Consider the following 25,334-nt stretch of genomic DNA (forward strand, 5'->3'; position numbering starts at 1 on the left):
GCCTTTTTACGAATCGCTCCCACCATGTATTTAAATTTGAAAAGGTAGTTGAGAGAACGCACAATGCTAATTCGTCCAGCTGATGACAGAGCAAGGCATTTCATTGGCCAACGTTGTGCCACATAAGAGATGGAACGGATCGAAAACAAAAGCAGCTCTTCAAAAAGCATTGAAAAAATGAAAAAAGTAAAGCCCCTGACCATAGAGAATAGGGGCTTTTTTGATGTTTATTTTTCATCGTTTGAAAATCCGTGGAGCTGCAATTCTTTTGCTTTCGCAACTTTCATTGTTCTTCTTTTGAAGTGAATCCTTCTCTTAAAATCCTTTTTCTTTTCTCTGTTACTTTATCGAGTGATTCTAGTGTATACGAAAAAGTGTTGTTTCCACACGGTTTTACACTAATCATGTTTCTCCTCCTGTTTTCGTAATATATTATTTTCATTTTACTTAATATTCCATAAAACGCAGTTGGTTAAATTTTATCATCCTTATATGCTTGTTAAATGTGTCGAATTTGTGAAATTAATAATTTCCACAAACTAAAATATGTGGTAGGTCTGTCTATAGTAGGTAACACAATACTCATTGTTATGGTGAGCATCAATAGAAGGAGATTTCATGATTATTGCCATAACTGGTGTTACATATGGTAGTAAAGTTAGAGAGCCAAAAGGTGCTCTGCGTTACTACTATACACATGCCTTAGAAATCGGAAATTCTAAGGAAGAGCTTCTCATCCAAATGGACTTAACAGATAAGCTCTCGAAAAAAATTACATGGAGGTAATAAGAAATGAGAATTAACCACAACATCGCAGCACTTAACACTTTAAACCGTTTATCTGCAAACAACGGTGCGAGCCAAAAGAACATGGAGAAGCTTTCTTCTGGTCTTAAAATCAACCGTGCAGGAGATGACGCAGCAGGTCTTGCCATCTCTGAAAAAATGCGTGGACAAATCCGCGGATTAGAAATGGCTTCTAAAAACGCACAGGACGGTATCTCTCTTATCCAAACAGCTGAGGGTGCATTGACTGAAACTCACTCAATCCTTCAACGTGTACGTGAACTAGTGGTTCAAGCTGGAAACACTGGTACGCAGGATAAAGAGTCTGACCTTCAATCTATCCAAGATGAAATTGAAGCTTTACAAGAAGAAGTAGATGGTATCTCAAATCGTACAGAGTTTAACGGTAAAAAATTATTAGATGGTACGTTTAAAGGAACCTTAGGAACACCGGCAATTCCGGGAGATCCAGATGATCCAGATGATAACGGTACACCTGCAGTCCCAGCAAGTGGTAATGCTTTAGTGTTCCAAATCGGTGCTAACGCAACTCAACAAATTTCAGTTCATATTAATAAAATGAGTACAGATGCATTGGGAGTTAAAGATGCTAATGGGATTGTAGCGAATCAAGCTATTAAAGACATCGATGTAAGAAAGTTTGCTGATAATGCAGCAGATGCTACTGATGTTGGTTTTGATACTCAACTAAGTATTGTTGATGCAGCTATTAACCAAGTATCTGCTCAACGTGGAAAACTTGGTGCAGTACAAAACCGTCTAGAGCACACTATTAACAACTTGGGTGCATCTGCTGAAAACTTAACTGCTGCTGAGTCTCGTATTCGTGACGTTGACATGGCTAAAGAAATGAGTGAATTCACTAAGAACAACATTCTTTCTCAAGCTTCTCAAGCTATGCTTGCACAAGCGAATCAACAGCCACAAAACGTACTTCAATTATTACGTTAATAAACCAAAAGCCCCTTTATATAGGGGTTTTTTTGTTTGTCTTTATTCAGTTCGATGTTTCATTTTATTGATCGTTCTAAAAGACGCTTCATCCAAGTGTTCATCAGGGAAAGATCTTCAGCGATAGAACGTGTAAAGGAAAAGTTTCAAGCAGCTGGCGTACAAGTAGACGTAGTTGGAATGGATACACAAAGTCGAAATCTTGTGAAACAGGCGAATGGTTCTTAATAAGTTCTTTCTGTTTGTTACAATAGAAAAGGTAAGAAAGTGAAGGATGGAGGTGGCCGGCATGCTTGTGCGTTTGAACCAAGTGCTCGGCCGGATGATGCCGCTTATTACACCTATTAGTGTGTTATTCGGTGTTTTATTGGCGGCCTATTTAAAGGATTTTACGTTTTTGGTGCCATGGGTATTTGCTGTTATGACCTTTGCAGGGAGTTTGTCTTCTACTTTTTCGGCTTTAAAGCATACGGTAATGCACCCATTGCCTTTGATTTTATCGTTTATGATTTTGCATGTGCTGATGCCTCTTTATGCTTGGTCAGCGGGGCATTTGATATTTGCGGGCGATTCTATGACGATCACCGGTTTGACTCTTGCGATGGTGATTCCAACAGGTGTGTCTAGTTTAATATGGGCGGCGATGTATAAAGGGAATGTCGGGTTAACGCTATCTATCATTTTAATTGATACATTGCTTTCGCCATTGATTGTTCCAGTAAGCTTGTCACTTTTCGTCGGTACACAGGTCCATATGGACATGGTGGCGATCATGAAAGGGCTGTTCGGTATGGTGGTGCTACCCTCTATTTTAGGGATGCTCGTTCGTCAGTATGCAAAGCCATCGGTGACGAAAACAATGAGTCAGACCCTGGCTCCTTTTTCAAAATTAGGCTTGTTTGTTGTCGTATCGATTAACAGTTCTGTTGTCGCCCCATATTTGCGTGAACTGGATGCTGCATTTTTTAGCAAAGCAGCAACTGTCTTTTTCATCGCGATGAGTGGGTATGCTTTTGCGTGGTTGATTGGAAAGGTGATGAAATGTACTCAAGGGGAAATTGTGGCCATTGTGTATACGGGCGGCATGAGAAATATTAGTGCTGGGGCTGTGCTTGCTATTAGCTTTTTCCCGCCTGCTGTTGCTGTCCCTGTTGTGATTGGCATGCTGTTTCAGCAAGTACTTGCTGCCTTGTTTGGTTTTTTACTCAATCGATTTGAGCTGAAAGCACCTGCTGTGACTAAATCTTTATCATGAAAAGACCTCCATCCTATGAGATGGAGGTCTTTTTGCGAATTAATAGATGAGATATTTCTTCCGTTTCTTTTCGAACGATTTGAGGTCGTGATGATAATGCTTCATGAGGTGTTTGACAGAAGTACCTTGGTTGATTTCTTCTTTGATCCAACCATTCCCGATGAGTTTATCAAAGCTGCCTGTTTGAAGGAACTCAAAGTCTTTTGGATATAAATCATGTATGGCTTTAATGATGGATAACCCTGTTTTTACCGCTTCGAATGAAGAGCGGTCTGTGACGTATAGCTGCACACCGTGTGATAGCTTCCCTGCATGTTTAGAAAAAGTGGGGGTGAATGATACGGGTCTAAATTTCACACCCTTTAGTTTTAATTGATTTAGATGATCTGCTAGCTCATTGCTATTGATATACGGAGCGCCAATGAGCTCGAACGGTTTTGTTGTTCCTCTGCCTTCAGAGACATTTGTGCCTTCAATTAATCCTGTGGCGGGATATACAAAGGTACTATCCACTGTCGGCATGTTAGGTGAAGGAAGGACGAACGGTAGCTTCGTGTCATCAAACGTCATGGAACGCTTCCAATTTTTCATTTTGATGACTGTGACATCAGCATTGATATGAAACTCTTTGTTAAAGAATGTTGCTAGTTCACCAGTGGTCATCCCATGTCTTAATGGTATTGGATAGAGCCCTACAAATGAAGCGTGCTCAGGTTCTAATACAGGGCCTTCTACTTTTAGTCCGCCAATAGGGTTTGGACGGTCTAGGACAACAAAGGGAATGTTGTTTTCTTTAGCGGCCTCCATCGCATAGGCCATCGTGTAAATATAGGTGTAATAACGAGTGCCAACATCTTGGATATCAAACAGCAAGACATCTACATTTTTGAGCATGTCAGGCGTTGGTTTTCTTGTTTTTCCATAGAGGGAGTAAACAGGAAGACCTGTTTTTTCATCGGTATAGGATTCGACGCCTTCTCCTGCTTGTGCATCGCCGCGCACACCATGTTCAGGTCCATATAGAGCAGTAAGCTTAATATTTGGATGCTCAAATAGGAGATCGACACTGCTTTTCATATTTGCATCAATACCAGTTGGGTTCGTAATGAGGCCGACCCTTTTCCCTTTTAACCATGAAAGGTTGCCTGAGAGTAGTGTTTCAATCCCTGTTTTGACTGTTGCTTTTTTTCCTTTTGTATCTGTTCGTTCTTGGCTTGCGGGGGAGGCGGCGGTCAATGTGCTCATAATGAGAATGCTTGCGAGTATGAAGCTTGCTGTTTTTTTCAAGAGAATCCCTCCTATTTGATCTGTTTCCCTTTCAAGTTGAGTCCATAGCCGAATGGATATAGGGTTTGATTTTGATGAGTGACAGATGGGATATCTACAGGCAGTTTGCCTTTAGGTGATGCAGTGCCAAATATAACTTCTAACCCAGCAGGAATATTTGGCTGGTTGAATTGTCCGTTTGAGTAGCCCTTAAAACCGTAAACAGCTAGTAAGGCATCCGCCTCCTCAAAATTTGCAGCATCGTAAGGGTTTCTTAGGCTCATGATGACCATTTTTTTGTTTTGTGCTGCAGCTTCTTTCATGACAGCACGCGGGAAAGCAGTAGCCCATTTTTTCGGGTCCTGTACATTGTCATCAATCACACCATCATTCACAGCTGGATCATTTTGGACAACGTATGAGCCGGTAATCACATAGTCAGCATCTTGTATGAGTCTGGCTGTTTCTTTGTTGAAGGTCTTATCCGCAAAAGCATATGATTGGATACGTACAGGTTTGATCTTTTTTTGTTTGATCAGAGAGTCAATTGTGACAGACATGGCTTTTGTTTGATCTTCGTAAGGTGCCATGACCAAGATTTTATCATTCTTTTTAGGCTTGAAGGGTAGGGTCTTATCGTTGTTTTTAAGCAGGGTGATCCCTTCACGCGCCATTTTTTGTTCTGCTTTCCGGTGCGATTTTTTCCCAACGACTTGAGTGGCTTTTTTGATTTTTTTCTCAAGGGTGATAGGTTTTTTGGAAGAAATGATGCCTCGTTTGATCTTCAATTGAAGAATTTTTTCAACAGATTCGTTGATTTGAGACATCGGAATTTCTTTCTTTACAATTGCCTGTTTTACAGCATTGAACACATTCTCAAGGTTTTTCTCAGTTTTAAGAGAGGTGACTGGTGCTGGCATGAGGGCGATGTCGACGCCAGCCTTAATGGCCATCACTACGGCTTCTTCCTGTCCGAAGTTATCTGCAATCGCTTTCATATTTAGGGCGTCTGTTACGACAACACCTTGAAAGCCCATCTCTTCTTTTAATAAGTGTGTGATGACTTTTTTCGATAAGGTTGCTGGAACCATAATGTCCTCGCCATCTTTTTTGCTTTTATATGTTGTATCATCAATGGCGGGAAATTGAACATGAGCGGTCATGACCATATCCGCACCAGCGTTGATGGCTTGTTGAAATGGATAGAGTTCAACTTTTTTTAAACGATCTAGATCATGTTCTACGAGCGGCAAGCCGTAGTGACTATCGACGGCTGTATCACCATGTCCTGGGAAATGCTTGAGTGTCGAAATCGTCTTCTCCTTTTGAAGTCCCTTCATGGTTTGAAGGCCAAGCCTTGTGACAAGGGCAGGGTCAGAGCTAAAGGAACGGACACCAATGACGGGGTTGTTTGGGTTATTATTCACATCTAGCACAGGAGAGAAGTTTGTATTGATCCCTAGTGCGTTTAATTCCTTACCGATGATTTTCCCTGTGTCGTATGCATTTTTCGTGCTTCTAGAGGCACCAATCGACATATTTCCTGGGAAATGTGTTCCCTTTTGTAATCTTGTGACGATTCCACCTTCTTGATCAATTGAAATGAGTAATGGAATCTTTGGTGATGCTTTTTGAAATTCATGGGTGAGTTTGACGGTTTGTTTCGTATCAACGACATTCTCCGCAAATAAGATGACACCGCCTAGATGATATTTTTCTACAAGATGGGATACTTCTTTATTCATCTTTGTTAAGCCTGTAGGTGCGGATTCATCTTTTGTTTGCCAATTACGAAAGTCTGGCATAAGCATTTGACCTATCTTTTCATCCAAAGACATGTTTTGTACCATTTGTTTTGCGGTTGAAAGAGGGGCAGAGCTAACCTTTTCCGTTGGAATGGAAGAGGTTAGCAGAGCTAAAACCAAAGCAGCGGGGAAAAGTGCTTTTAACATCGAATTCCTCCTTTTACTTAAAAGATTCGTAGATGGCGGTCATGATGCTTCCATAAGTGCCAGTTGGGAAAAGGTCACCTTCAAATTGATTTGGGTTGGTTTCAGGTGAAACGACAGGCGAATGTTTCTTATTTGTCAGCAAGACGATACCTAGATTATGTTTTGGATCAATCAATGTCATCGTTCCGGTCCAGCCAGTATGTCCATAGGCTTCGTTACTTGCATATTTTCCAAACATCCATTCCATGTCAGTATGACCGTTTTTTCGCCAGCCTAGCCCGTATGTTGGGTTTGTATCAGAAGAGGCTGTAAAGAGATCGATAGAAGCTTGATCAAAGATGGTTGTTTTTCCATAGCCTCCTTTGTTCAGCATGAGCTGGAGCAGCACGGCCATGTCTGATATGTTAGAGAAAAGTCCAGCATGACCAGAGATACCTGCCATTGAGTAGAATGCTTTTTCATCATGGACTTCGCCTAGCAGGGTGTATCTGCGAATGTTTTCAAAATCAATGACACCATCTCGCGAATTACCTAAACGTTCGGTTGCTGCAAAATGCTTCGGTTTGAATCCTTTTTGCAGTGGATTGAACATTGTGTGCTTGAGACCTAGCGGCCGATAGATTGTTGACTCTACATATTGATCAAGAGGCATGCCTGTTTTTTTCTCAATGATCATGCCTAACAGCATGTAATCAATGTCACTATAAATGTGCTGGGTGCCTGGTTTGTATTGCAGAGGCACCTTCGGCAGCCATTTCATCGTTGTCTTTCTATCTTGAGAGAAAAAGGTGCCGGCTGCTTCTTTGCTATAAAATAAAACACTGGAAGGGAGTCCGGCAGAATGGGTCAGAAGATCTTTTACACGGAGCTGATCTTTGCCGGTTACCTTTGCATCTGGTTCATCTTTAAAATCTGTCAGGATGGCTTGTATTTTTTCGTTCACATTCAGTTTTTTCTCGTAGACAAGCTTTTGCAGGGCATAGTTGGTCGCATACATTTTGGTATTGGATGCTAAGTCGAACAGAGTATTCTTTTTCATTTTCTTATAGGATTTGAGTTCCGTTGTGCCTTCGTATTTTTGCCTGTAGCCATAGGCTTTTTGGTGGACGATTTTTCCGTCTTTGATAATGATGAGTGCGGCTCCTGGAAACCCTGCTTTGATATCGTTTTGAATCATGTGATCAACCTTCCTAAGCTGCCTAGAAGAAAAACCAACTTGTTCCGGTCGTTTTGCCTTTTTTAAGACGGGATATTCTTCAGGTGCTGTTTTAGACAAAGACGATACAGGATGGGAGCTAGTTGCAAATGTTTGTGCTGGTAATCCAAGGAGCATGAGCAGACTTGTCATTAAGAGAAAGTATTTCTTCAAGAGTTAGACCTCCTATTGCTTATTTTTCCTCAAATTCAACAGCCATATCATCATGAAAACCAAATAAGTATGTGAAAATAAATCCAGCGACATATGCAATAAAGAGTCCGATTAAGTAAAGAAGCATTTGATGTGCGTGAACAATAAAGGTTAATGGGAGACCTGATACACCAATCGCCTTCGTTGCAATTTGGAAGTAGGCTTGAAATGCTCCGCCGATTCCAGCGCCAAGACAAGCGGTGAGAAATGGTCGTCCCAGCGGGAGTGTGACACCGAAAATGAGTGGTTCACCAATGCCAAGCATCCCTGAAGGAAGTCCACCTGCGATGGCCCTTTTGAGTTTTTTCTTTTTTGTCTTCATATAAATGGCGAATGCCGCACCTACCTGTCCTGCACCGCCCATAGCGAGAATCGGCAAAAGCGGGTCATCTCCTATGGAATTAATGAGTTCCATATGAATCGGTGTCAGTCCTTGGTGAAGTCCTGTTACAACAAGTGGAAGGAAGGTCGCACCAAGAATAAATCCAGCGAAGATTCCGCCCATATTTAATAGATAAGTTAATCCTGAGGTAATGGCATCAGATATAAATCCGCCGACTGGCATGAAGACAACGTACGTAAAAATGCCTGTAATGAGTAGTGTGATGGTTGGTGTGACGATGATATCAAGTGATTGCGGGACGAAGCGTCTGATTCTTGTTTCCACAAGCGCCATAAAGATGGCAGCTAGAAGAACACCGATGAGACCGCCTCTGCCTGGTAGAATATTTGTGCCAAATAGCATAATATCTGCGGAGGCTGGATTAATAATGAGGATACCAGCTAATGCGCCTAATGCAGGAGAGCCCCCAAACTCCTTTGCGGCATTTGTTCCGACTAATATACCGAGATATGCGAACAAGCCTGAACCAATAACGGTTAAAATGATCGCTGCTTGAGACTTTCCATCAAGCCAGCCCGCTTGCACGATTGCTTTTGTAATCCCTGTAATAAGACCTGATGCAACGAGTGCTGGAATGATAGGAATAAAAATGCTGGCAATTCGTCGTAAGAACAGCTTGAACGGTGTGCGGTTCTTTTGTGAAATGGCTTGCTTGTTTTTTTGTGCTTCGTTGTTTAAATCATAGGAGCCAGAGGCATTTAGCAGTTGTTCAAATGCACTTGATACTTGGTTGACAACACCAGTACCTAAGATAATTTGCAGCGTTTCTGCCTCGACGACTCCAATGACGCCATCGAGTTCTTTGATTGCATTGATCTGAACTTGTTCATTGTCAATCGGTGTAATTCGGAGACGCGTCATACAATGTGTATGGGAAGAAATGTTTTCAGAACCACCACAGAGAGAAAGAATGTCTTTCGCCAACTGCTGATATTTCGTTTGATGACTCATGTTGAATCCCCCTTTGTTTTTCGTTTCATGGAGCGGATGGCATGTCTTGTTTTATCAATATATTGCGCTGTCTCTTCATATTGACGGGAAGCTAAGCTGAGGAACAAGACATCAATTAAGTAGAGCTGTGCCATTCTAGAGGAAGTGGCTGCACTGCGAAAAGGTGCTTCATTGGAACCGGACGTCGATAGGTGAACGTCACATAAGGCAGAAACGCTTGTTTGACCTGGATGCGTCAAGGCAATGGTTTTGACTTGATTGTCTTTTGCGAGCTGAAGGGCTTGAATGATGTCTAACGTTTCTCCTGAAAAGGATATACCGAACACGATGTCATTCTTTCCTGCATTTGCGATAACCGTTGATGCGATGTGCATGTCAGTGAAGGCAGTCGCTGCATAATTGATTCTGAGAAATTTCTGCTGGGCATCCGCTGCGACGATGCCAGATGCACCGACGCCGATAAAATGGATTTGGTTTGCATGCAGCAGTAATTGAACAGCCTTTTCTAACGCATCTGCATTTAAAATAGAAGCAGTATCCTTAATCGATTGAATCGAGTTTCCTGCTGTTTTTTGAATAATGGACTGAATTGGTTCATCTTGTTCGATATCACGGTAGCCTTGTTTATCGTTATGCATCAAGTCTCCAGCGATTCGCATTTTTAAATCGTGATAGCCATCTAGACCGAGAGATTTACAAAGGCGGATGACTGCAGAGCTGCTTGCACCGGCTGCCTGACTGATCTCATGTACTGTGCTTTTAATGACTTTGTCAGGATGGGCAAGGATATAGTCTGCAATGATTTTTTCAGATTGGGGGAGCTTTGCTTTCATTGTGTGTAGTAGGGTGAGTCCACCTGCTGACATGAGCTCTGCCTCCTTTAGGATTGATGGTGTGAGATGGCTTTGTCGATATGACCATTCGTTTTGTTGAGCAAATCCTTGGCTGTTTTCTTATCTGTGTTTGTTTGGAGCATGACGATGGCAGTTTTGACTTCTAAGTCTGCCGCTTCAAGCGTTTTCACGGCTTGTTCGTAGGGAGCGTTTGTCACATGTTGAATGATGGTGATGGCGCGTTCTTTTAATTTATGATTGCTGACTTTTACATCAACCATCAGGTTTTCATATACTTTTCCTTGTCTGATCATGACAGAGGTGGAAAGCATATTTAAAATCATTTTATGAGCGGATGCGGCTTTCATTCGTGTTGACCCGGTGATGGCTTCAGGTCCTACAATGACTTCAATGGCGCAGTCTGCCAGTTCGCTAATTTTTGCTTGTTCATTACAGCTGAGGGCTACTGTTTTTGCGCCGATGGATTTAGCGTAGTTTAAAGCGCCGATGATGTAGGGTGTCCTACCGCTGGCGGCGATACCGACGACTGTATCTTTTGATGTCAGGTGAATGTGTACTAAATCCTGTTTGCCGGCTTCTTCACTGTCTTCCACATCTTCGGCAGCATGTGAAAAAGCAGAGTCTCCGCCTGCCATGATGCCGACAATCACATCAGGTGAGACACTATAGGTAGGGGGACATTCGACAGCATCCATCACGCCTAGTCTGCCGCTTGTCCCGGCCCCTAAATAAACGAGTCTGCCCCCATTTGAGATGGATTCATAGGCGAAGTCACTTGCTGTTTTGATATGTGGTAGGACACGGTTGACTGCTTGAGCGACCTTCATATCTTCTTCATTAATCATTTGGAGCATTTCGAGTGGATCTGCTTGTGATATTCCCATTGTGTTAGGATTTCTTGATTCTGTTGTCAAAGAACGCAATTGAGATGGCTGCATGCGACATTCCTCCTTATTTCTTCATTTTCAGTATATTCAGTATGATATGAAATTTCAACATTATATTTAAATACTGAAATTATATTTCAGTGAAAAAGTGGTGCTAATCAAAGGTAAATAGTTAGAAAATAAAAAAAATAAAAATCCCCTTTACAAAAGGGGGACAACCTGTATATAATAACTTTTGTCAGCTTCACGGAAACAGTCAAACTTGACAAATTGGCCCGTTGGTCAAGCGGTTAAGACACCGCCCTTTCACGGCGGTAACACGGGTTCGAATCCCGTACGGGTCACCATTGATGTGGAGGATTAGCTCAGCTGGGAGAGCATCTGCCTTACAAGCAGAGGGTCGGCGGTTCGAGCCCGTCATCCTCCACCATATGCCGGTGTAGCTCAACTGGTAGAGCAACTGACTTGTAATCAGTAGGTTGGGGGTTCAAGTCCTCTTGCCGGCACTGTTTTTTCTTTATCAATTTCATATGTGGAGGGGTAGCGAAGTGGCTAAACGCGGCGGACTGTAAATCCGCTCCCTCCGGGTTCGGCGGTTCGAATCCGCCCCCCTCCACCATTCTTGGGCTATAGCCAAGCGGTAAGGCAACGGACTTTGACTCCGTCATGCGTTGGTTCGAATCCAGCTAGCCCAGTTAAGACACCTTTTTCAAAAAGGTGTCTTTTTTATGTTGGCAGGCGGAATGTATAACTATTCAAAATATTGTTGAGTTGAGTCAGAAGGCACCGAGAAAGTAAAATATAAGCATGAACGGAAAGGGGATGTACATATGGGAGATCAAAAGAAGGTCACGCTTGTCGGGGTTCCGATGGATTTGGGTCAAATGAGAAGGGGCGTCGATATGGGACCAAGTGCGATTCGGTGTGCAGGCGTAAAAGAAAAATTGGAATCGCTTTCATTTGATGTGGAGGATCTCGGGGATATCCCGGTTGAACAAAGAGATGATGAAAAGGGTTTATATACAAGTGAAAAGCTAAAGAATTTAACGGAGAATGCTGGTGCGAATCAGCTGCTGGCTGAGAAGGTTGACAGTATTGTGCAATCAGGCTCATTCCCGCTCATTTTAGGCGGTGATCACAGCATTGCCATTGGCACACTTGCGGGGGTATCGAAGCACTATGAAAACTTAGGTGTCATTTGGTATGATGCACACGGTGATTTAAATACAGAGGAAACCTCTCCTTCTGGAAATATACATGGTATGCCGCTTGCAGTCAGTCTTGGCCTTGGCCATGCGGATTTAACGAATATTGGCGGCTATTCTCCAAAATTGAAGCCAGAGAATGTTGTTTTAATTGGTGCTCGATCCTTAGATGAAGGAGAGCGGGCATTGATAAGAGAGAAAGGCATTAAAGTGTATACGATGCATGAAATAGATCGTTTAGGAATGACAAGGGTGATGGAGGAAGCCATTTCATATTTAAAGGAAAGAACAGATGGTGTCCACCTGTCGCTTGATTTAGATGGATTAGATCCAGCCGAGTGTCCTGGTGTAGGAACTCCTGTGGCAGGCGGCATTAGCTACCGGGAGAGTCATCTTGCTATGGAGCTTTTAGAAGAAGCCGGTATTTTGACTTCAGCTGAATTTGTTGAGGTGAACCCGGTTTTGGATGAAAAAAATAAAACAGCCGAAGCAGCTGTTGCATTAATTGGATCGTTAATGGGCGAAAAGCTATTGTAGAGCGGGATTTGTTCCCGTTCTTTTTTATTTTCGGAAAATTTAAGGATATATTAAGGTTTTTACCAGTGGATATGCGTAACACGCTGTCAAAAATTTGTTACACTATTTTTTAGAGGAGAATGAAACCTTTTGGAAAGAGGTTCGTATACATAAAGACCGGTGAAGGCAGAGGTTGAATATACTATGGACACAATGATTAAAAAGAGAATTAAGCAAGTGAAAAAAGGCGACCAGAACGCATTTGCAGACATCGTAGACCTGTATAAAGACAAAATTTATCAGCTGTGCTACCGTATGCTTGGGAATGCACACGAAGCAGAGGATATTGCACAGGAGGCGTTTATTCGTGCCTATGTGAATATTGAAAGCTTTGATGTGAATCGTAAGTTTTCTACGTGGCTGTACCGCATTGCAACCAACCTGACCATCGATCGTATTCGCAAAAAAAAGCCGGATTATTATTTAGATGCAGAGGTGGCAGGAACAGAAGGATTGAATATGTATTCTCAAATTGCTGCTGATGGCATTTTGCCAGAGGAAGAGGTGGTGTCTCTTGAATTATCGAGTACCATTCAGCAAAAAATTCTAAGATTACCCGATAAATATCGTTCGGTCATCGTATTAAAGTATATTGATGAACTCTCGTTAAAAGAAATTAGTGAGATTCTAAATATACCTGTTGGTACGGTGAAAACGAGAATACACAGGGGTAGAGAGGCTCTCCGGAAACAGTTGAGAGACCTTTGAGTGAGGTGATTTTGATGAGCTGTCAGGAAAAAATCGTCCTGCTTATGCATCAGTATTTAGACGGGGACATTGAGCCCCAAGACGAAAAAGAATTAAAAAGCCATCTGCAATCGTGTGAGGAGTGCCGTACTCATTTTCAACAAATTGAGAAATCCATCGCGCTTGTGCAGAGTACATCTCATATAGAAGCACCGACTGATTTCACTGCAAAGGTGATGGCAGGTCTTCCAAAGGAAAAAAAGCGTGTGTCGGTTCAAAGATGGATCAAAGCTCATCCGCTGATGGTGGCCGCTGCCCTCTTTCTCATTTTGATGGGAGGCAGTCTGTTTACAAGCTGGAATACGGATCATAATTTCAGTGTGTCGAAGCAGCCGAATCTCGTCGTTGTAAATGATACAGTGACCGTACCTAAAGGGGAAACCGTAAAAGGTGATGTCACTGTCAAAAATGGCAAGTTGATTGTAGAAGGCAAGGTTGATGGAAATGTCACCGTCGTCAATGGGGAACAGCTGACTGCTTCTGCCGGACAAGTCACTGGTCAAATTAATGAAATTAATGAAGTGTTTGATTGGATTTGGTACAAAATGAAATCTACAGCACAAAATGTGATGCGGGTCATTGGACCAGAGGAGCAAAAGTAATTATACGGGTCGAGAGCAGTCTCTTTAGGAGCTGCTCTTTTTCTATATTATAGGTCAGAATGTATGCGAGCTAGCAGGCCAGCCATATATGGCAACTGTTTTCCTTGCTGAAACAAAATGTGATATAATAGCCACGCTATGTATTTACACATAGGCTCTTTTTTTATCAAAAATGCATCAAACGAAGAATAACTGAAAATTCTGGAGGACGAGGAAATGGCTTTAGGGGATATTCCTATTTTGCAGTACCTCGGTAATGCTGTTGATATTCTCGTTGTTTGGTATGTGATATATAAATTAATGATGGTCATCCGCGGAACAAAAGCGGTTCAGCTTTTAAAGGGAATTGTGGTCATTGTTCTCGTCAGGATGGGAAGTGCGTATCTCGGTCTTAACACACTTCAATGGCTGATGGATCAAGCGATTACGTGGGGATTCCTTGCGATCATTATTATTTTTCAGCCAGAGCTAAGGAGAGCGCTTGAGCAGCTTGGGCGCGGCCGTTTCTTCTCAAGAAGCGGGACACCTGTAGAGGAACAGCAGCAGAAAACGATCGAGGCAATTACAAAAGCAATTAACTATATGGCAAAACGCAGAATCGGCGCGCTGCTGACAATTGAGCGTGATACTGGGATGAATGATTACATAGAGACTGGAATTCCTTTGAATGCAAAGGTGAGTTCAGAGCTGCTCATTAATATTTTCATTCCAAATACACCGCTTCATGACGGTGCTGTCATTATGAAGCGTGATGAGATTGCAGCTGCGGCTTGTTATTTACCGCTGTCAGAAAGTCCTTTTATCTCTAAGGAACTAGGGACGCGTCACCGGGCGGCAGTCGGAATTAGCGAAGTGACAGACAGCTTGACCGTCATCGTTTCTGAGGAGACAGGCGGCATTTCTGTCGCGAGAAATGGTGATCTCCACCGAGAATTGACAGAAGAAGCGCTTGAAGAAATGCTGATTGCTGAATTTAGTAAGAACAGCAAAGATGCTTCCTCGACCAAATGGTATTGGAGGGGCAAGAAAAATGGATAAGATTTTGAATAATCGCTGGGCCGTAAAGCTTTTTGCATTGGTCTTCGCTTTATTGCTGTATGGTGCAGTCAATTCAGCGCAAGCGCCCACGCCGAAAAAAATCGGTGAATCCTTTTTCCCAACATCGACGACAGATGAAGCGACCTTAACCGATATTCCTGTTAAAGCGTATTATGATGACGAGAAGTACGTCGTCACTGGTGTGCCGCAAACAGTCAATGTGACGATTAAAGGGTCAACGAGTGCTGTGAAAACAGCAAGACAAACAAAGAACTTTGAAATATATGCAGATATGCAGAATTTATCCACAGGTACTCATAAAGTGGAGCTGAAGGCAAGAGATGTATCAAAGGGACTCACGCTATCGATCAACCCATCTGTGACGACGGTGACGATACAAGAAAAAACAACAGCAGAATTTCCTGTTGAAACCGAATTTTATAATCAAAATAAAATCAAAGACGGCTATTCACCTGAACAGCCTATTGTGAATCCGAAAAAAGTCACAGTCACAGGTTCAAAAGACGTGATCGACAAAATTTCTGTCATTAAAGCATTTGTGAACCTAGAGGATGTCGATCAGCAAATTGAAAAGGAAGCGAAGCTCACTGTGTATGATAGCAGTGGGAATGAGCTGCCAGTCGAATTGAGTCCGTCTGTTGTGAATATTACAGTTCCCATCTCAAGTCCAAGCAAAAAGGTTCCGTTTAAAATAGAGCGGACTGGCAGTTTGCCGGATGGGATCAGTATCTCAAGTATTGAGACAAGCCCGAGTGAGGTCACAGTGTACGGCTCTCAAAAAGTGCTGGATTCGCTTGATTTTATTGATGGCGTCAAGCTGGACCTAAGCAAGATCAAAGATGATACGGAGATTGATGCCGATATTCCCCTGCCAGATGGTGTGAAAAAGGTATCACCCGAAACGGTGAAGATCAAAGTGAAGGTTGCTACAGCTCAAGAAAAAAAGATCGATAATGTACCAATTTCTGTCGTAGGTCTGAGCAAGGATCTCACCTCTGATTTTGTGAGCCCATCTTCTGGACGGCTTACGTTAACAGCAAAGGGATCAAAGAGTGCGATTGATAAACTAAAGGCTTCAGATGTTGAAGCCTATATCAATGTCGGGGACTTGAACGAAGGAACACATGAGGTCACAATTCAAGTGAACGGTCCTCAAAATGTGACGTGGACATTATCGAGATCAAAGGTCAAAGTGAAATTGACTTCTACTGAGACAGAAGATCAGCCAGCGTCTACAAATGATCAGAAGAAGCCATCTTCTGATGACGATGATCAGGAAGAGAAAAGCAAAGAAGAATCCACGCAAGATAAAGCAAAGAAAGAATCAAGTCAAAGACAGCGGATCAAAGAAGATAAAAAAGAGGACGAAGCGTCCTCTTGAATGGTAAAAAAGGAGCGATTGAAACATGGGCAAGTACTTTGGAACTGATGGTGTAAGGGGTGTGGCGAATAGCGAATTAACGCCAGAGCTCGCATTTAAAATTGGGAGATTTGGCGGCTATGTGCTCACGAAGGATAAAGAACGTCCAAAGGTACTCGTTGGGCGAGACACACGTGTATCCGGTCATATGTTAGAAGGAGCGCTCGTTGCAGGCTTACTTTCAATTGGGGCTGAAGTAATGCGTCTGGGTGTGATCTCAACACCTGGAGTGTCTTATTTAACGAAAGCAATGGACGCAGAAGCGGGTGTCATGATCTCTGCTTCTCACAATCCAGTTCAAGATAACGGAATTAAATTCTTCGGCGGTGACGGCTTTAAGCTGTCTGATGAACAGGAGAATGAAATTGAGCAGCTGATGGATCAGCCGGTCGATCAATTGCCACGCCCAGTTGGAGCGGATCTTGGAACAGTAAATGACTACTTTGAAGGCGGTCAGAAATACTTGCAATTCTTGAAGCAGACAGCAGACGAGGATTTCACAGGTATTCACGTGGCGCTTGACTGTGCACACGGTGCAACCTCTTCTCTAGCGACACATTTATTTGCAGATTTAGATGCGGATGTGTCCACAATGGGAACATCACCAAACGGATTGAATATCAATGATGGTGTAGGCTCAACTCATCCAGAGGCGCTTTCTGCTTTTATGAAGGAGAAGGGTGCAGATATTGGTCTTGCGTTTGATGGTGACGGTGACCGTCTGATTGCTGTCGATGAAAAAGGTGATATTGTAGACGGCGATCAAATTATGTACATATGTGCACGTTATTTGAAGGGCGAAGGCCGATTAAAGGATGACACCGTCGTGTCTACGGTCATGAGTAACCTAGGTTTCTATAAAGCGCTCGAGAAACAAGGCATTAAGAGCATCCAAACCGCTGTTGGTGACCGCTATGTGGTTGAAGCGATGAAAAAGGATGGGTATAATGTCGGCGGTGAGCAATCAGGCCACTTGATTTTCCTTGATTACAATACGACAGGTGATGGCATGCTTTCTGCAATCATGCTTGTCAACACACTCAAAGCAACAGGAAAAACATTGTCAGAGCTTGCAGCTGAAATGGAGAAATTCCCGCAGCTTCTAGTGAATGTGAAAGTGTCTGATAAATATAAAGTAGAAGAAAATGAAAAAGTAAAAGCAGTAATTCAAGAGGTTGAAAAAGAGATGAATGGTGACGGCCGTATTCTTGTTCGTCCATCTGGAACAGAGCCGCTTGTACGTGTCATGGCAGAGGCGAAAACAAAAGAGCTATGTGATGAATATGTGACTAGAATTACCGCTGTTGTGAAGGAAGAAATGGGTATTGAGTAATAGATAGCAAAGCAAATCGCTAGTAGCGGTTTGCTTTTTTTCGAATAAACGTCATAAATGGATGGATTTGTACGAATCTTATACGCGAGGGCAATTAACTGTTGTCTTCATACATAGGAGAGCACATCAAAGGTAGAACGTGACAAGCCTCATCGCATATAGTGTATGGAGGTCTTACTTTCTTGAAAGGGATCACCCGCTAAATTGTGATTGACGGAGGTCAGACCTTATAGTACAATCATCCTTGTGTTACTGGATTTTTATTCTATCAGGAAAGGCAGGGTAGATGTTCAGAAACTCTCTTATAATTATAGCGCCCGAACTAAGCGATCGGACGAAAGATGCTTAGTTGACGAGGATGGAGGTTATCGAATTTTCGGCGGATGCCTCCCGGCTGATCAAAAAAGAGATCACAGCCGTAAGTGTTTCTTTAAAGCAAAGAGGTGACTCTTTGTACAAAGGGAATACACATGATCTCCCAAATTAAACATGTAGAGAGGGACGAAGAAATGTCCCTTCTATTGTAGTAGGCTTTCTTTGTCCCTTTCACATGATCGGGAGGAAGAATATTTATGTGTGGAATCGTAGGTTATATTGGTCAGAATGATGCGAAGGAAATCTTATTAAAAGGTTTAGAGAAGCTTGAGTACCGCGGGTATGACTCAGCAGGTATCGCTGTGGCAAACGAAGAAGGCGTGCATGTGTTCAAAGAAAAAGGACGTATCGCTGAGCTTCGTGAAGTTGTTGATGCAAACGTAGCATCTTCAGCTGGAATCGGACATACACGCTGGGCAACACACGGTGTACCAAGCCATCTAAATGCGCATCCACATCAAAGTGCTTCTGGCCGTTTTACGCTTGTTCATAACGGTGTCATCGAGAACTATGTACAATTGACACGCGAATATTTACAAGACGTCACACTAAAAAGCGACACAGATACAGAGGTTGTTGTTCAAGTCATCGAACAATTTGTGAACAGAGGTCTTGATACAGAGGAAGCTTTCCGTCAAACGCTTCTTCAACTAAAAGGCTCTTACGCAATTGCCCTTTTCGATAACGAAAACAAAGAAACAATCTATGTGGCGAAAAACAAAAGCCCATTATTGGTTGGTTTCGGAGAAGATTTCAACGTTGTCGCTTCTGACGCAATGGCGATGCTTCAAGTAACAAACGAATATGCGGAATTAATGGATAAAGAAATGGTCATTGTCACAAAAGACGAGGTGATCATCAAAAACCTTGACGGTGATATCATGACACGTCCTTCTTATATCGCTGAGCTAGATGCAAGCGACATCGAGAAAGGCACATATCCTCACTACATGTTAAAAGAAACGGATGAGCAGCCGCTTGTCATGCGCAAAATCATCCAAGAATATCAAGACGAAAACGGCAAGCTGTCAGTCGCTGGCGATATCGCAAGCGCAGTAGCAGAAGCAGACCGCATTTACATCGTGGCTTGTGGAACGAGCTATCATGCAGGACTTGTTGGTAAACAATATATTGAAGACTGGGCAAAAGTACCTGTAGAAGTCCATGTAGCAAGTGAATTCTCTTACAACATGCCGCTTCTATCGAAAAAACCGTTGTTCATCTTCCTTTCTCAATCTGGGGAGACTGCGGACAGCCGTGCTGTACTTGTTCAAGTCAAAGAGCTTGGTCATAAAGCATTAACAATCACAAACGTACCAGGATCTACGCTTTCTCGTGAAGCGGATTTCACATTGCTTCTTCATGCAGGACCAGAAATCGCAGTGGCTTCAACAAAAGCTTACACAGCGCAAATCGCTGTTCTTGCGATCCTTGCATCTGTTGCAGCTGAATTAAATGGTCAATGTCTTGACTTTGATCTTGTGAAAGAGCTTGGGATTGTAGCAAACGCAATGGAAGCCCTTGTCGATCAAAAGGATGAAATGGAACAAATCGCTCGTGACTTCTTCACAGTGACACGTAACGCATTCTTTATCGGAAGAGGACTTGATTACTATGTGTGCCTTGAAGGTTCACTCAAACTAAAAGAGATCTCTTACATCCAAGCAGAAGGCTTTGCTGGTGGAGAACTCAAACACGGCACGATTGCTTTAATTGAAGAAGGCACTCCGGTCATTGCCCTTGCAACGCAAGAGCACGTGAACCTCAGCATTCGCGGTAACGTCAAAGAAGTCGTTGCACGTGGTGCAAACCCATGTGTCATTTCACTAAAAGGCCTAGAAGACGAAGGCGACCGTTTCGTCCTTCCAGCTGTACACCCAGCACTTGCACCACTTGCATCTGTTGTTCCATTACAGCTAATCGCTTACTACGCAGCCCTTCACCGCGGGTGTGATGTGGATAAACCACGTAACCTTGCGAAGAGTGTGACGGTGGAGTAGGGTTAAATAGATTATTCACTTTTATTGATGTTAATAAAGTTGTTAGAGCTGTCAGCCTGGGAACACTTACTTACTCAGAACCCGCTGACAGTTTTTTTCTATTGGGATAAAGTTTGGATATGGATTATACAGTGTTTAATTTAGAGAAAAAAGAAAGTTTAACAACATATTCAGTTGTTAAATTAACGTTTCGTGGGGATAATGAGAATTAGTACTTTTAATATGATTTTAGAATGTGCTTTCAAGAAATAAAATTGACAAACACCACATCGCTATTTTAATAATAAAATGATGACCATTCACGATCCTTGTTACCCTTTAATGATCTGTCATTCATTGATTAAGACATGTTGAAATCCAACTTTTTAACATATTTTCCATCTTGACATGGTCAATCATTTGTGACTTTAAAATGAAGTTGCACCATTTTAAAAAAAGATGAACGGATTATAAAAAAGTTGCACTGTTTTACCCCTTTAGAGATACGTCTAAAGGGCTATTTAAGTCATAAGTGTTTTAAAAAGAGTTCCCACTATCTTTTTCTATGCGAGAGTCAAGATAGATTTGTCTAGATTGTGAGAATCTTTAATAGGTACAGAACAAAGAAGTAAAATGACCTAACCTTAACTATTCACTTTGTTGTTGGATAACAAGAGTGTTCACCAATTAATGACAAAATGATAAGAAAATGTACTGGTTCCCTTCCTATGTATTCCCTGTTCTTAAATAATAACAAGGTTCATGACTCTCCCTAATGGCCATGAACCTTGTTACGACGATGATGAAAAATCCTAACGATGTTAATTTCTGAACTGGATGCCGCATCATTAGTATAACTTTCCTAATCAAACGACCTTTGAACGTTCACCCTAGCAGATGATCCCTCCCACACGCTCATCAGATGAAACATAAGCTATTAGATGGACGAGTGTTAGAGAAATTCGAGATTGAGCGTGAAGATCGTTCACTATCCATACTTATTTTATCATCTAATAAGATTAAAGAATGGAATTATATATACAAGAGTTTACTTTTAAATCTCGTAAATAGTAGTGGGGTTTGGTCAAGCCAATTTTTGCAAAACCTTGAAAATAAGGGCGTAAACTTTAGGAAGATGAAACATAGTAAGAAAAATAGTAGACACCGAGCAGAACTATTGCTGAATAAGTTGATATAAACAATATGTGAATTGCTCTGAAATTAAGGCGGTAGTATACAGTAGGATTTCATTTTTTAATGAAATCCTCTATTTAATGACAAAAGGAGCTATCTCATAGGACGCTTGTTTTGTCACCGCCGTAAGCGATAAGAGTTTCTATAATCTGTAACAATAATACAACACAAGAAGGTACACCAAACGCAACTTTTACTAAATACGTACCATAAACATCCCTCGTCTGTTTATGGTTGAATGCTAAATTAGTAGCCCATTCCAATGCTTTAAGCTGTTACTCCTTTTCAACTATGCCTTTAAGCTGTTCTTTAACATTATTTTTACTTAATCCTCCGTGGTAACAAATCACTTTTTCAATATCGAAATCCAAATAGCTTGCTATGGAACGGAATGCTGTATCCATATCCGGAGTGGATGGTGGATGAGGTCCTTGCAAAACACCTTCTACACTATACATTGCATCCCCTACAACAAGGGTTTTGCTTTGCTTCAAATAAAGGCTAATATGCCCGGGTGTATGCCCGGGTGTAAAAATAACGTGGATTCCTCCGCAGAATGGGAGATCCTCTCCACCAAACAATGTTTTGTCAACTTTAGCCCTTGGGGAATTGTTAACTTGAGCCACTATTACCCGACGTTTATCATCTGAAAGGCCGTCTAATTGCCAAGCCATACTTTCAAGGTTTGCCTTTAAGAGGGGGAATTCACCCTCAATATAGGGCTTATCAATTTCATGAGCGTAAACTTTAATATGCGAATCAGATTCCTGCAAGATTTCAGGAAGGCTACCAATATGGTCAATGTCCTGATGTGTTAGAATAATAGCTTTTAATTTTTCAAAAGAGACTCCAGCATCATTCATTGCTGTTCGTATTTGCTCCAATTGACCAGGTGTTCCAGTATCAATCAGAACAGCAGTCTCATCATCCCAAATAAGAGTAGGATTCAATTCTTGACGACCACCAAAGGCTTCAATCTGTAGTTCAATCATTTTTACTCCATTCGAAATTTCCATATTTCTTTCTCCCTTCTAGTTTTAATACGTTAAATATTCTGAGGGTCGGTTACTTAGTGGATCAGTAATTATAAGGATAATGCCTGTTTAAGATGAATTTGATATCCATATTTTTAATAAGGTGGCCTTGAAAAATACAGCTCTCAATTAACAAAACGAAAAAGCGTTATAAATAGTTACGGGGATGTCGATATTTTTTGTATTCGCAGTCCCTTTTTGATCTCATATTTCGTTTATAATAAATGAAAAGCAAAAATAAAGGAGGGATTTCAATGCGAGCGATTGATCAAAACGCTACTACTGAAGCGAATAAAAACTTCGAAAATGCCGTTAAACCCTACATGAAAGACTTGAAGAACTATTGCCGTTCCCTGATGAAATCGACTTGGGATGGAGAAGACCTGATGCAAGATACATTGACGAAGGCATATAAAAGTTACTCAACAACATTAAATCCAGTTTCCAAATCTTATTTGTTCCGAATTGCAAGCAATACATGGATTGATGGAAACCGGAAACAAAGGCTTAACGAAGACTTTAATAAAGATGTTTCAGAACTAGCCGATAAAAAAACAAATTCAGATATTCTTATAGAAGGAATGCAATTATTGTTGGAGGAACTTTCGCCAAAACAGCGTATAGCAGTGTTACTCGTTGATGGATTTAATTACACAATGCAAGAAACTTCAATTATGATGAGGACAACTGAGGGGGCCGTAAAGGCGGTTCTTCATCGGGCCCGAAGGAAAATAAAACAAGTAAGAAATCAAGCTACTATTTATTCGGAGGACGACAACGTCAAAACGTATATTACCGCATTCCAAAGTGGAAAACCTGAAATGATTGTCGATCTTTTCCGGAAAGAAATTGGTGAACCACGTATGGTGGAAATAAGTACCCTATCAGGTTCTAATCCAAAGATGACAATTCAACCAATTGTTGGATTCGGAACTTCATACGTAATTGTTACGCTCAGGAAAAAAGATGGAAATTTAGTTTGTATACCATTTTATAGGTCAGAATGGCTAGCTTTCTTCACTCAATTGAAAGAAGAACTTTTTTTGGCAACATAATAAAAAGGGGTTATCTGAATAGTTATTGTGATTCCACTTTTCGTTGATGCTTTATTGAAATAAAGTTCTTTAGTGGGTAAAAAGAAGCAACAATATCATCTTTTATCTACTGTTTCTTCAGGGGAATTTTGGAAACGTTTTTTTGTTTATGAGGTTCAGTATGTCCATGGCTGATCATTTGCTGGTCATTTTATGGCTGAAAACGAAAAACGGATGACCAGTGACGTCGAAATAAAGTTCGATCATGTATAAAAGTCTGATCGTTTATAATAAAGTTTGATCAAAAATCCTGCGGTAATGAAATGCAGTTTTTTTTCTTGTTGCGCAATCAGACCATGTAATGGAGTAAGTCTTCTTATAAAAAGAAAAGAGTAAAGAAAGATCTAGATTACGTAGAAGCAAACCTAAAAGGGTTGGACTTACAAGGCCGAGGTTTTAGAGGAACATTAATGATTGCAGCAAATTTAAGCCATAGTAATTTGAGAAGGTCTGATTTTATTGTAGCTGACCTAAGAGACGCAGAGATAAGTGGCGCTAACTTGAAAGAAGCTCCTTTTCTAACACAGACACAAATCAATTCCGCAAGAGGAGATGATCAAACCCAAATTTCCGATTAGTTAGAAAGTCCAAACCATTGTCTAAACTAAAAGATTACCACGCAGTTTTAGTCAACTTTTCAACGCCCTTATTGTACTATAAAGGGCTTTTAATAACGTCTTTGAAACGATCTTCAGCAAAGGGGCGCAATTGTGGAAGACTAAAGGTAAAAATGATCAATCTTTTTTATAAAACTGAAACTTAAATTTGCTAGATGGGAATCTATTTTGATCAAACTTTTTTCAAAATGGATTCTTCTTATTTGCCGAAAATACGGATTTGTGAGGTATTTTTAATCAAACTTTATTCCAAAGCAACATTTGATACTAGATATAATTGTCTAAAGGGATATTTTTGTGTCTAAAGAACTAATTAAAATGAAAGATAGATTCGATAAGATCGTACATCTTCAAGAGAGCGGAGTCATTATGAGTGAATATTTAAAAAAGGAAAAATGGGGAATTACTTTTTTCTTCATCGTTTATATCGCATTGTTTATTAGCTCTTATTTGTTGATTGGTGGTCCTGCTACCGTCGAAGGACCGATTTGTGTATTTCTAGGATTCTGTTTCGTTCAATTTCATAAATATAGATCTTTCAAAAAAGATGCAGGTAATAAAAAGAGAATAGGCATACTAAGAGAGCAGCATGTAGAGAAGGCCATACAGCTTGAATATTTAACAAAGAAAGAGAGAAAAACACATGAACAAACCTAAAATCTATACAATGAGCTTCGCAAAAGTCTATCCTCTCTATATCGCAAAGGTGGAAAGAAAGGGAAAAACGAAGGCTGAAGTCGATACGATTATTTGTTGGTTAACAGGGTACAGTCCAGAAGAGTTACAGGAACAGTTGAACAAACAGATAGACGTTGAAACCTTTTTTTCTGAGGCTCCTGAGCTGCATCCTTCCCGCAGTTTAATCAAAGGGGTCATCTGTGGTGTTCGAGTGGAGGATATTGAGGAAGAAACCATGAAAAACATTCGTTATCTGGATAAGCTAATTGATGAATTAGCGAAAGGAAAGAAGATGGAAAAGATTTTGCGAGGTTCATCATAAACATCTATAACACGTAAGCCCAGTGAAGGTGCCTTCACTGGGCTTTTTTATATCTTATAGACCATTCGATCGATAAAAATAAAATCCATTTGAACGAATTCCCTCTCCATGTCGTCAAAAGAAGTGATATCAAAAAAATTGGTGTTTGAAAAAGGAGTGGCGTGGATGGATATGAAAATGATATTACCTCTTATTTTACTGCAAGCGATTTTGATGGTGATTGGTTTGTTTGATTTGCTGAAAAGAGATCCGTCGAGAATCAGGGGAGAAGTGAAGTGGGTTTGGGCTTTGGTGATTGTGTTTGTGGCGAGTGCCGGTCCTATTGCGTATTTCATTTTTGGTCGTAAACAATCTTAGTAGGGGGG

At 41.3% G+C, this 25,334-nt stretch carries 23 protein-coding genes, 5 tRNA genes and 1 pseudogene; 21 read left to right on the forward strand and 8 right to left on the reverse strand.

Annotation, left to right across the window (positions count from 1 at the left end; all coding sequences use genetic code 11):
• Window positions 1-283: 283 nt before the first annotated feature.
• Entirely contained in the window at window positions 284-406 is a 123-nt protein-coding gene (locus MKZ05_RS00995; protein WP_267875493.1) for a hypothetical protein, read from the reverse strand.
• A gap of 212 nt (window positions 407-618) precedes the next feature.
• Between MKZ05_RS00995 and MKZ05_RS01000 the strand changes: the two genes are divergently transcribed.
• The 4 genes from MKZ05_RS01000 to MKZ05_RS01015 all read left to right on the forward strand — a co-directional run bounded on the left by MKZ05_RS01000 (window position 619) and on the right by MKZ05_RS01015 (window position 3,013).
• Window positions 619-786 (forward strand): hypothetical protein, encoded by a 168-nt coding sequence (locus MKZ05_RS01000; protein ID WP_212046752.1) that lies wholly within the window; start codon window positions 619-621, stop codon window positions 784-786.
• A gap of 6 nt (window positions 787-792) precedes the next feature.
• On the forward strand, window positions 793-1,758 hold the full coding sequence (gene hag, locus MKZ05_RS01005; protein WP_339160971.1) for a flagellin Hag: 966 nt from the start codon (window positions 793-795) through the stop codon (window positions 1,756-1,758).
• 36 nt (window positions 1,759-1,794) lie between these two features.
• The gene (locus MKZ05_RS01010; protein ID WP_339160974.1) at window positions 1,795-1,986 is read left to right on the forward strand and encodes a hypothetical protein; all 192 of its coding nucleotides are present in this window, start codon (window positions 1,795-1,797) and stop codon (window positions 1,984-1,986) included.
• A gap of 61 nt (window positions 1,987-2,047) precedes the next feature.
• The gene (locus tag MKZ05_RS01015; protein WP_050943457.1) at window positions 2,048-3,013 is read left to right on the forward strand and encodes a bile acid:sodium symporter family protein; all 966 of its coding nucleotides are present in this window, start codon (window positions 2,048-2,050) and stop codon (window positions 3,011-3,013) included.
• 39 nt (window positions 3,014-3,052) lie between these two features.
• Here MKZ05_RS01015 and MKZ05_RS01020 read toward each other — a convergent pair whose 3' ends face one another.
• The 6 genes from MKZ05_RS01020 to murQ are packed head-to-tail and all read right to left on the reverse strand — an operon-like array spanning window position 3,053 to window position 10,785.
• The gene (locus MKZ05_RS01020) at window positions 3,053-4,300 is read right to left on the reverse strand and encodes a DUF1343 domain-containing protein (RefSeq protein WP_339160976.1); all 1,248 of its coding nucleotides are present in this window, start codon (window positions 4,298-4,300) and stop codon (window positions 3,053-3,055) included.
• Between the two features lie 11 nt (window positions 4,301-4,311).
• Window positions 4,312-6,231, reverse strand: coding sequence for a glycoside hydrolase family 3 protein (locus MKZ05_RS01025; protein ID WP_268459835.1), 1,920 nt, complete (start codon window positions 6,229-6,231; stop codon window positions 4,312-4,314).
• Window positions 6,232-6,244: 13 nt separating this feature from the next.
• On the reverse strand, window positions 6,245-7,600 hold the full coding sequence (gene pbp4b, locus MKZ05_RS01030) for a penicillin binding protein PBP4B (RefSeq protein ID WP_253621920.1): 1,356 nt from the start codon (window positions 7,598-7,600) through the stop codon (window positions 6,245-6,247).
• Between the two features lie 19 nt (window positions 7,601-7,619).
• Window positions 7,620-8,993, reverse strand: coding sequence for a PTS transporter subunit EIIC (locus MKZ05_RS01035; RefSeq protein WP_050943451.1), 1,374 nt, complete (start codon window positions 8,991-8,993; stop codon window positions 7,620-7,622).
• Window positions 8,990-9,859: a MurR/RpiR family transcriptional regulator gene (locus MKZ05_RS01040; RefSeq protein ID WP_050943449.1), complete on the reverse strand. Its 870-nt coding sequence runs from the start codon at window positions 9,857-9,859 to the stop codon at window positions 8,990-8,992. Before MKZ05_RS01040 ends, MKZ05_RS01035 begins: the two co-directional genes overlap by 4 nt.
• A gap of 14 nt (window positions 9,860-9,873) precedes the next feature.
• Window positions 9,874-10,785: an N-acetylmuramic acid 6-phosphate etherase gene (gene murQ / locus MKZ05_RS01045; protein WP_226804580.1), complete on the reverse strand. Its 912-nt coding sequence runs from the start codon at window positions 10,783-10,785 to the stop codon at window positions 9,874-9,876.
• Between the two features lie 221 nt (window positions 10,786-11,006).
• Here murQ and MKZ05_RS01050 point away from each other — a divergent pair.
• The 12 genes from MKZ05_RS01050 (at window position 11,007) to glmS (ending at window position 20,051) form a co-directional block, all read left to right on the forward strand.
• Window positions 11,007-11,081 (forward strand) — tRNA-Glu (locus MKZ05_RS01050).
• Window positions 11,082-11,088: 7 nt separating this feature from the next.
• A tRNA-Val gene (locus MKZ05_RS01055) sits at window positions 11,089-11,164 on the forward strand.
• A gap of 3 nt (window positions 11,165-11,167) precedes the next feature.
• A tRNA-Thr gene (locus tag MKZ05_RS01060) sits at window positions 11,168-11,240 on the forward strand.
• A 28-nt stretch (window positions 11,241-11,268) separates the two neighbouring features.
• Window positions 11,269-11,353 (forward strand) — tRNA-Tyr (locus tag MKZ05_RS01065).
• Between the two features lie 4 nt (window positions 11,354-11,357).
• Window positions 11,358-11,429: transfer RNA gene (locus tag MKZ05_RS01070), tRNA-Gln, on the forward strand.
• A gap of 135 nt (window positions 11,430-11,564) precedes the next feature.
• Window positions 11,565-12,476, forward strand: coding sequence for an arginase (gene rocF / locus MKZ05_RS01075; protein ID WP_044139152.1), 912 nt, complete (start codon window positions 11,565-11,567; stop codon window positions 12,474-12,476).
• A 183-nt stretch (window positions 12,477-12,659) separates the two neighbouring features.
• The gene (gene sigW, locus MKZ05_RS01080) at window positions 12,660-13,223 is read left to right on the forward strand and encodes an RNA polymerase sigma factor SigW (RefSeq protein ID WP_034664426.1); all 564 of its coding nucleotides are present in this window, start codon (window positions 12,660-12,662) and stop codon (window positions 13,221-13,223) included.
• Window positions 13,224-13,237: 14 nt separating this feature from the next.
• The gene (rsiW, locus tag MKZ05_RS01085; RefSeq protein ID WP_034664492.1) at window positions 13,238-13,864 is read left to right on the forward strand and encodes an anti-sigma-W factor RsiW; all 627 of its coding nucleotides are present in this window, start codon (window positions 13,238-13,240) and stop codon (window positions 13,862-13,864) included.
• 216 nt (window positions 13,865-14,080) lie between these two features.
• Window positions 14,081-14,902, forward strand: a complete 822-nt coding sequence (cdaA, locus tag MKZ05_RS01090) for a diadenylate cyclase CdaA (RefSeq protein WP_003217057.1) — start codon at window positions 14,081-14,083, stop codon at window positions 14,900-14,902.
• Window positions 14,895-16,304 (forward strand): YbbR-like domain-containing protein, encoded by a 1,410-nt coding sequence (locus MKZ05_RS01095; RefSeq protein ID WP_137055135.1) that lies wholly within the window; start codon window positions 14,895-14,897, stop codon window positions 16,302-16,304. The genes cdaA and MKZ05_RS01095 overlap by 8 nt, the downstream gene beginning before the upstream one ends.
• Window positions 16,305-16,329: 25 nt before the next feature.
• On the forward strand, window positions 16,330-17,676 hold the full coding sequence (gene glmM / locus MKZ05_RS01100) for a phosphoglucosamine mutase (protein ID WP_044139154.1): 1,347 nt from the start codon (window positions 16,330-16,332) through the stop codon (window positions 17,674-17,676).
• Window positions 17,677-18,248: 572 nt separating this feature from the next.
• Window positions 18,249-20,051, forward strand: coding sequence for a glutamine--fructose-6-phosphate transaminase (isomerizing) (gene glmS / locus MKZ05_RS01105; protein ID WP_339160982.1), 1,803 nt, complete (start codon window positions 18,249-18,251; stop codon window positions 20,049-20,051).
• A 1,448-nt stretch (window positions 20,052-21,499) separates the two neighbouring features.
• Here glmS and MKZ05_RS01110 read toward each other — a convergent pair.
• On the reverse strand, window positions 21,500-22,240 hold the full coding sequence (locus MKZ05_RS01110; RefSeq protein ID WP_034324059.1) for an MBL fold metallo-hydrolase: 741 nt from the start codon (window positions 22,238-22,240) through the stop codon (window positions 21,500-21,502).
• A 272-nt stretch (window positions 22,241-22,512) separates the two neighbouring features.
• On the opposite strand from MKZ05_RS01110, the gene MKZ05_RS01115 reads away from it, so the two are divergent.
• The 5 genes and pseudogenes from MKZ05_RS01115 (at window position 22,513) to MKZ05_RS01135 (ending at window position 25,326) form a co-directional block, all read left to right on the forward strand.
• Entirely contained in the window at window positions 22,513-23,313 is an 801-nt protein-coding gene (locus MKZ05_RS01115; RefSeq protein ID WP_051691170.1) for an RNA polymerase sigma factor, read from the forward strand.
• A gap of 407 nt (window positions 23,314-23,720) precedes the next feature.
• Window positions 23,721-23,930 (forward strand): annotated as a pseudogene (locus MKZ05_RS01120) (pentapeptide repeat-containing protein); the annotation flags it as partial.
• A gap of 336 nt (window positions 23,931-24,266) precedes the next feature.
• Window positions 24,267-24,626: a hypothetical protein gene (locus MKZ05_RS01125; protein WP_339160985.1), complete on the forward strand. Its 360-nt coding sequence runs from the start codon at window positions 24,267-24,269 to the stop codon at window positions 24,624-24,626.
• Window positions 24,613-24,969, forward strand: coding sequence for a DUF2200 domain-containing protein (locus MKZ05_RS01130; protein ID WP_034324064.1), 357 nt, complete (start codon window positions 24,613-24,615; stop codon window positions 24,967-24,969). Before MKZ05_RS01125 ends, MKZ05_RS01130 begins: the two co-directional genes overlap by 14 nt.
• A gap of 165 nt (window positions 24,970-25,134) precedes the next feature.
• Window positions 25,135-25,326: a PLD nuclease N-terminal domain-containing protein gene (locus tag MKZ05_RS01135; RefSeq protein ID WP_003217265.1), complete on the forward strand. Its 192-nt coding sequence runs from the start codon at window positions 25,135-25,137 to the stop codon at window positions 25,324-25,326.
• The last annotated feature ends 8 nt before the right edge of the window (window positions 25,327-25,334 follow it).

Source organism: Bacillus sp. FSL M8-0277 (genome assembly GCF_037975305.1).
GTDB classification, from domain to species: domain Bacteria; phylum Bacillota; class Bacilli; order Bacillales; family Bacillaceae; genus Bacillus; species Bacillus pumilus.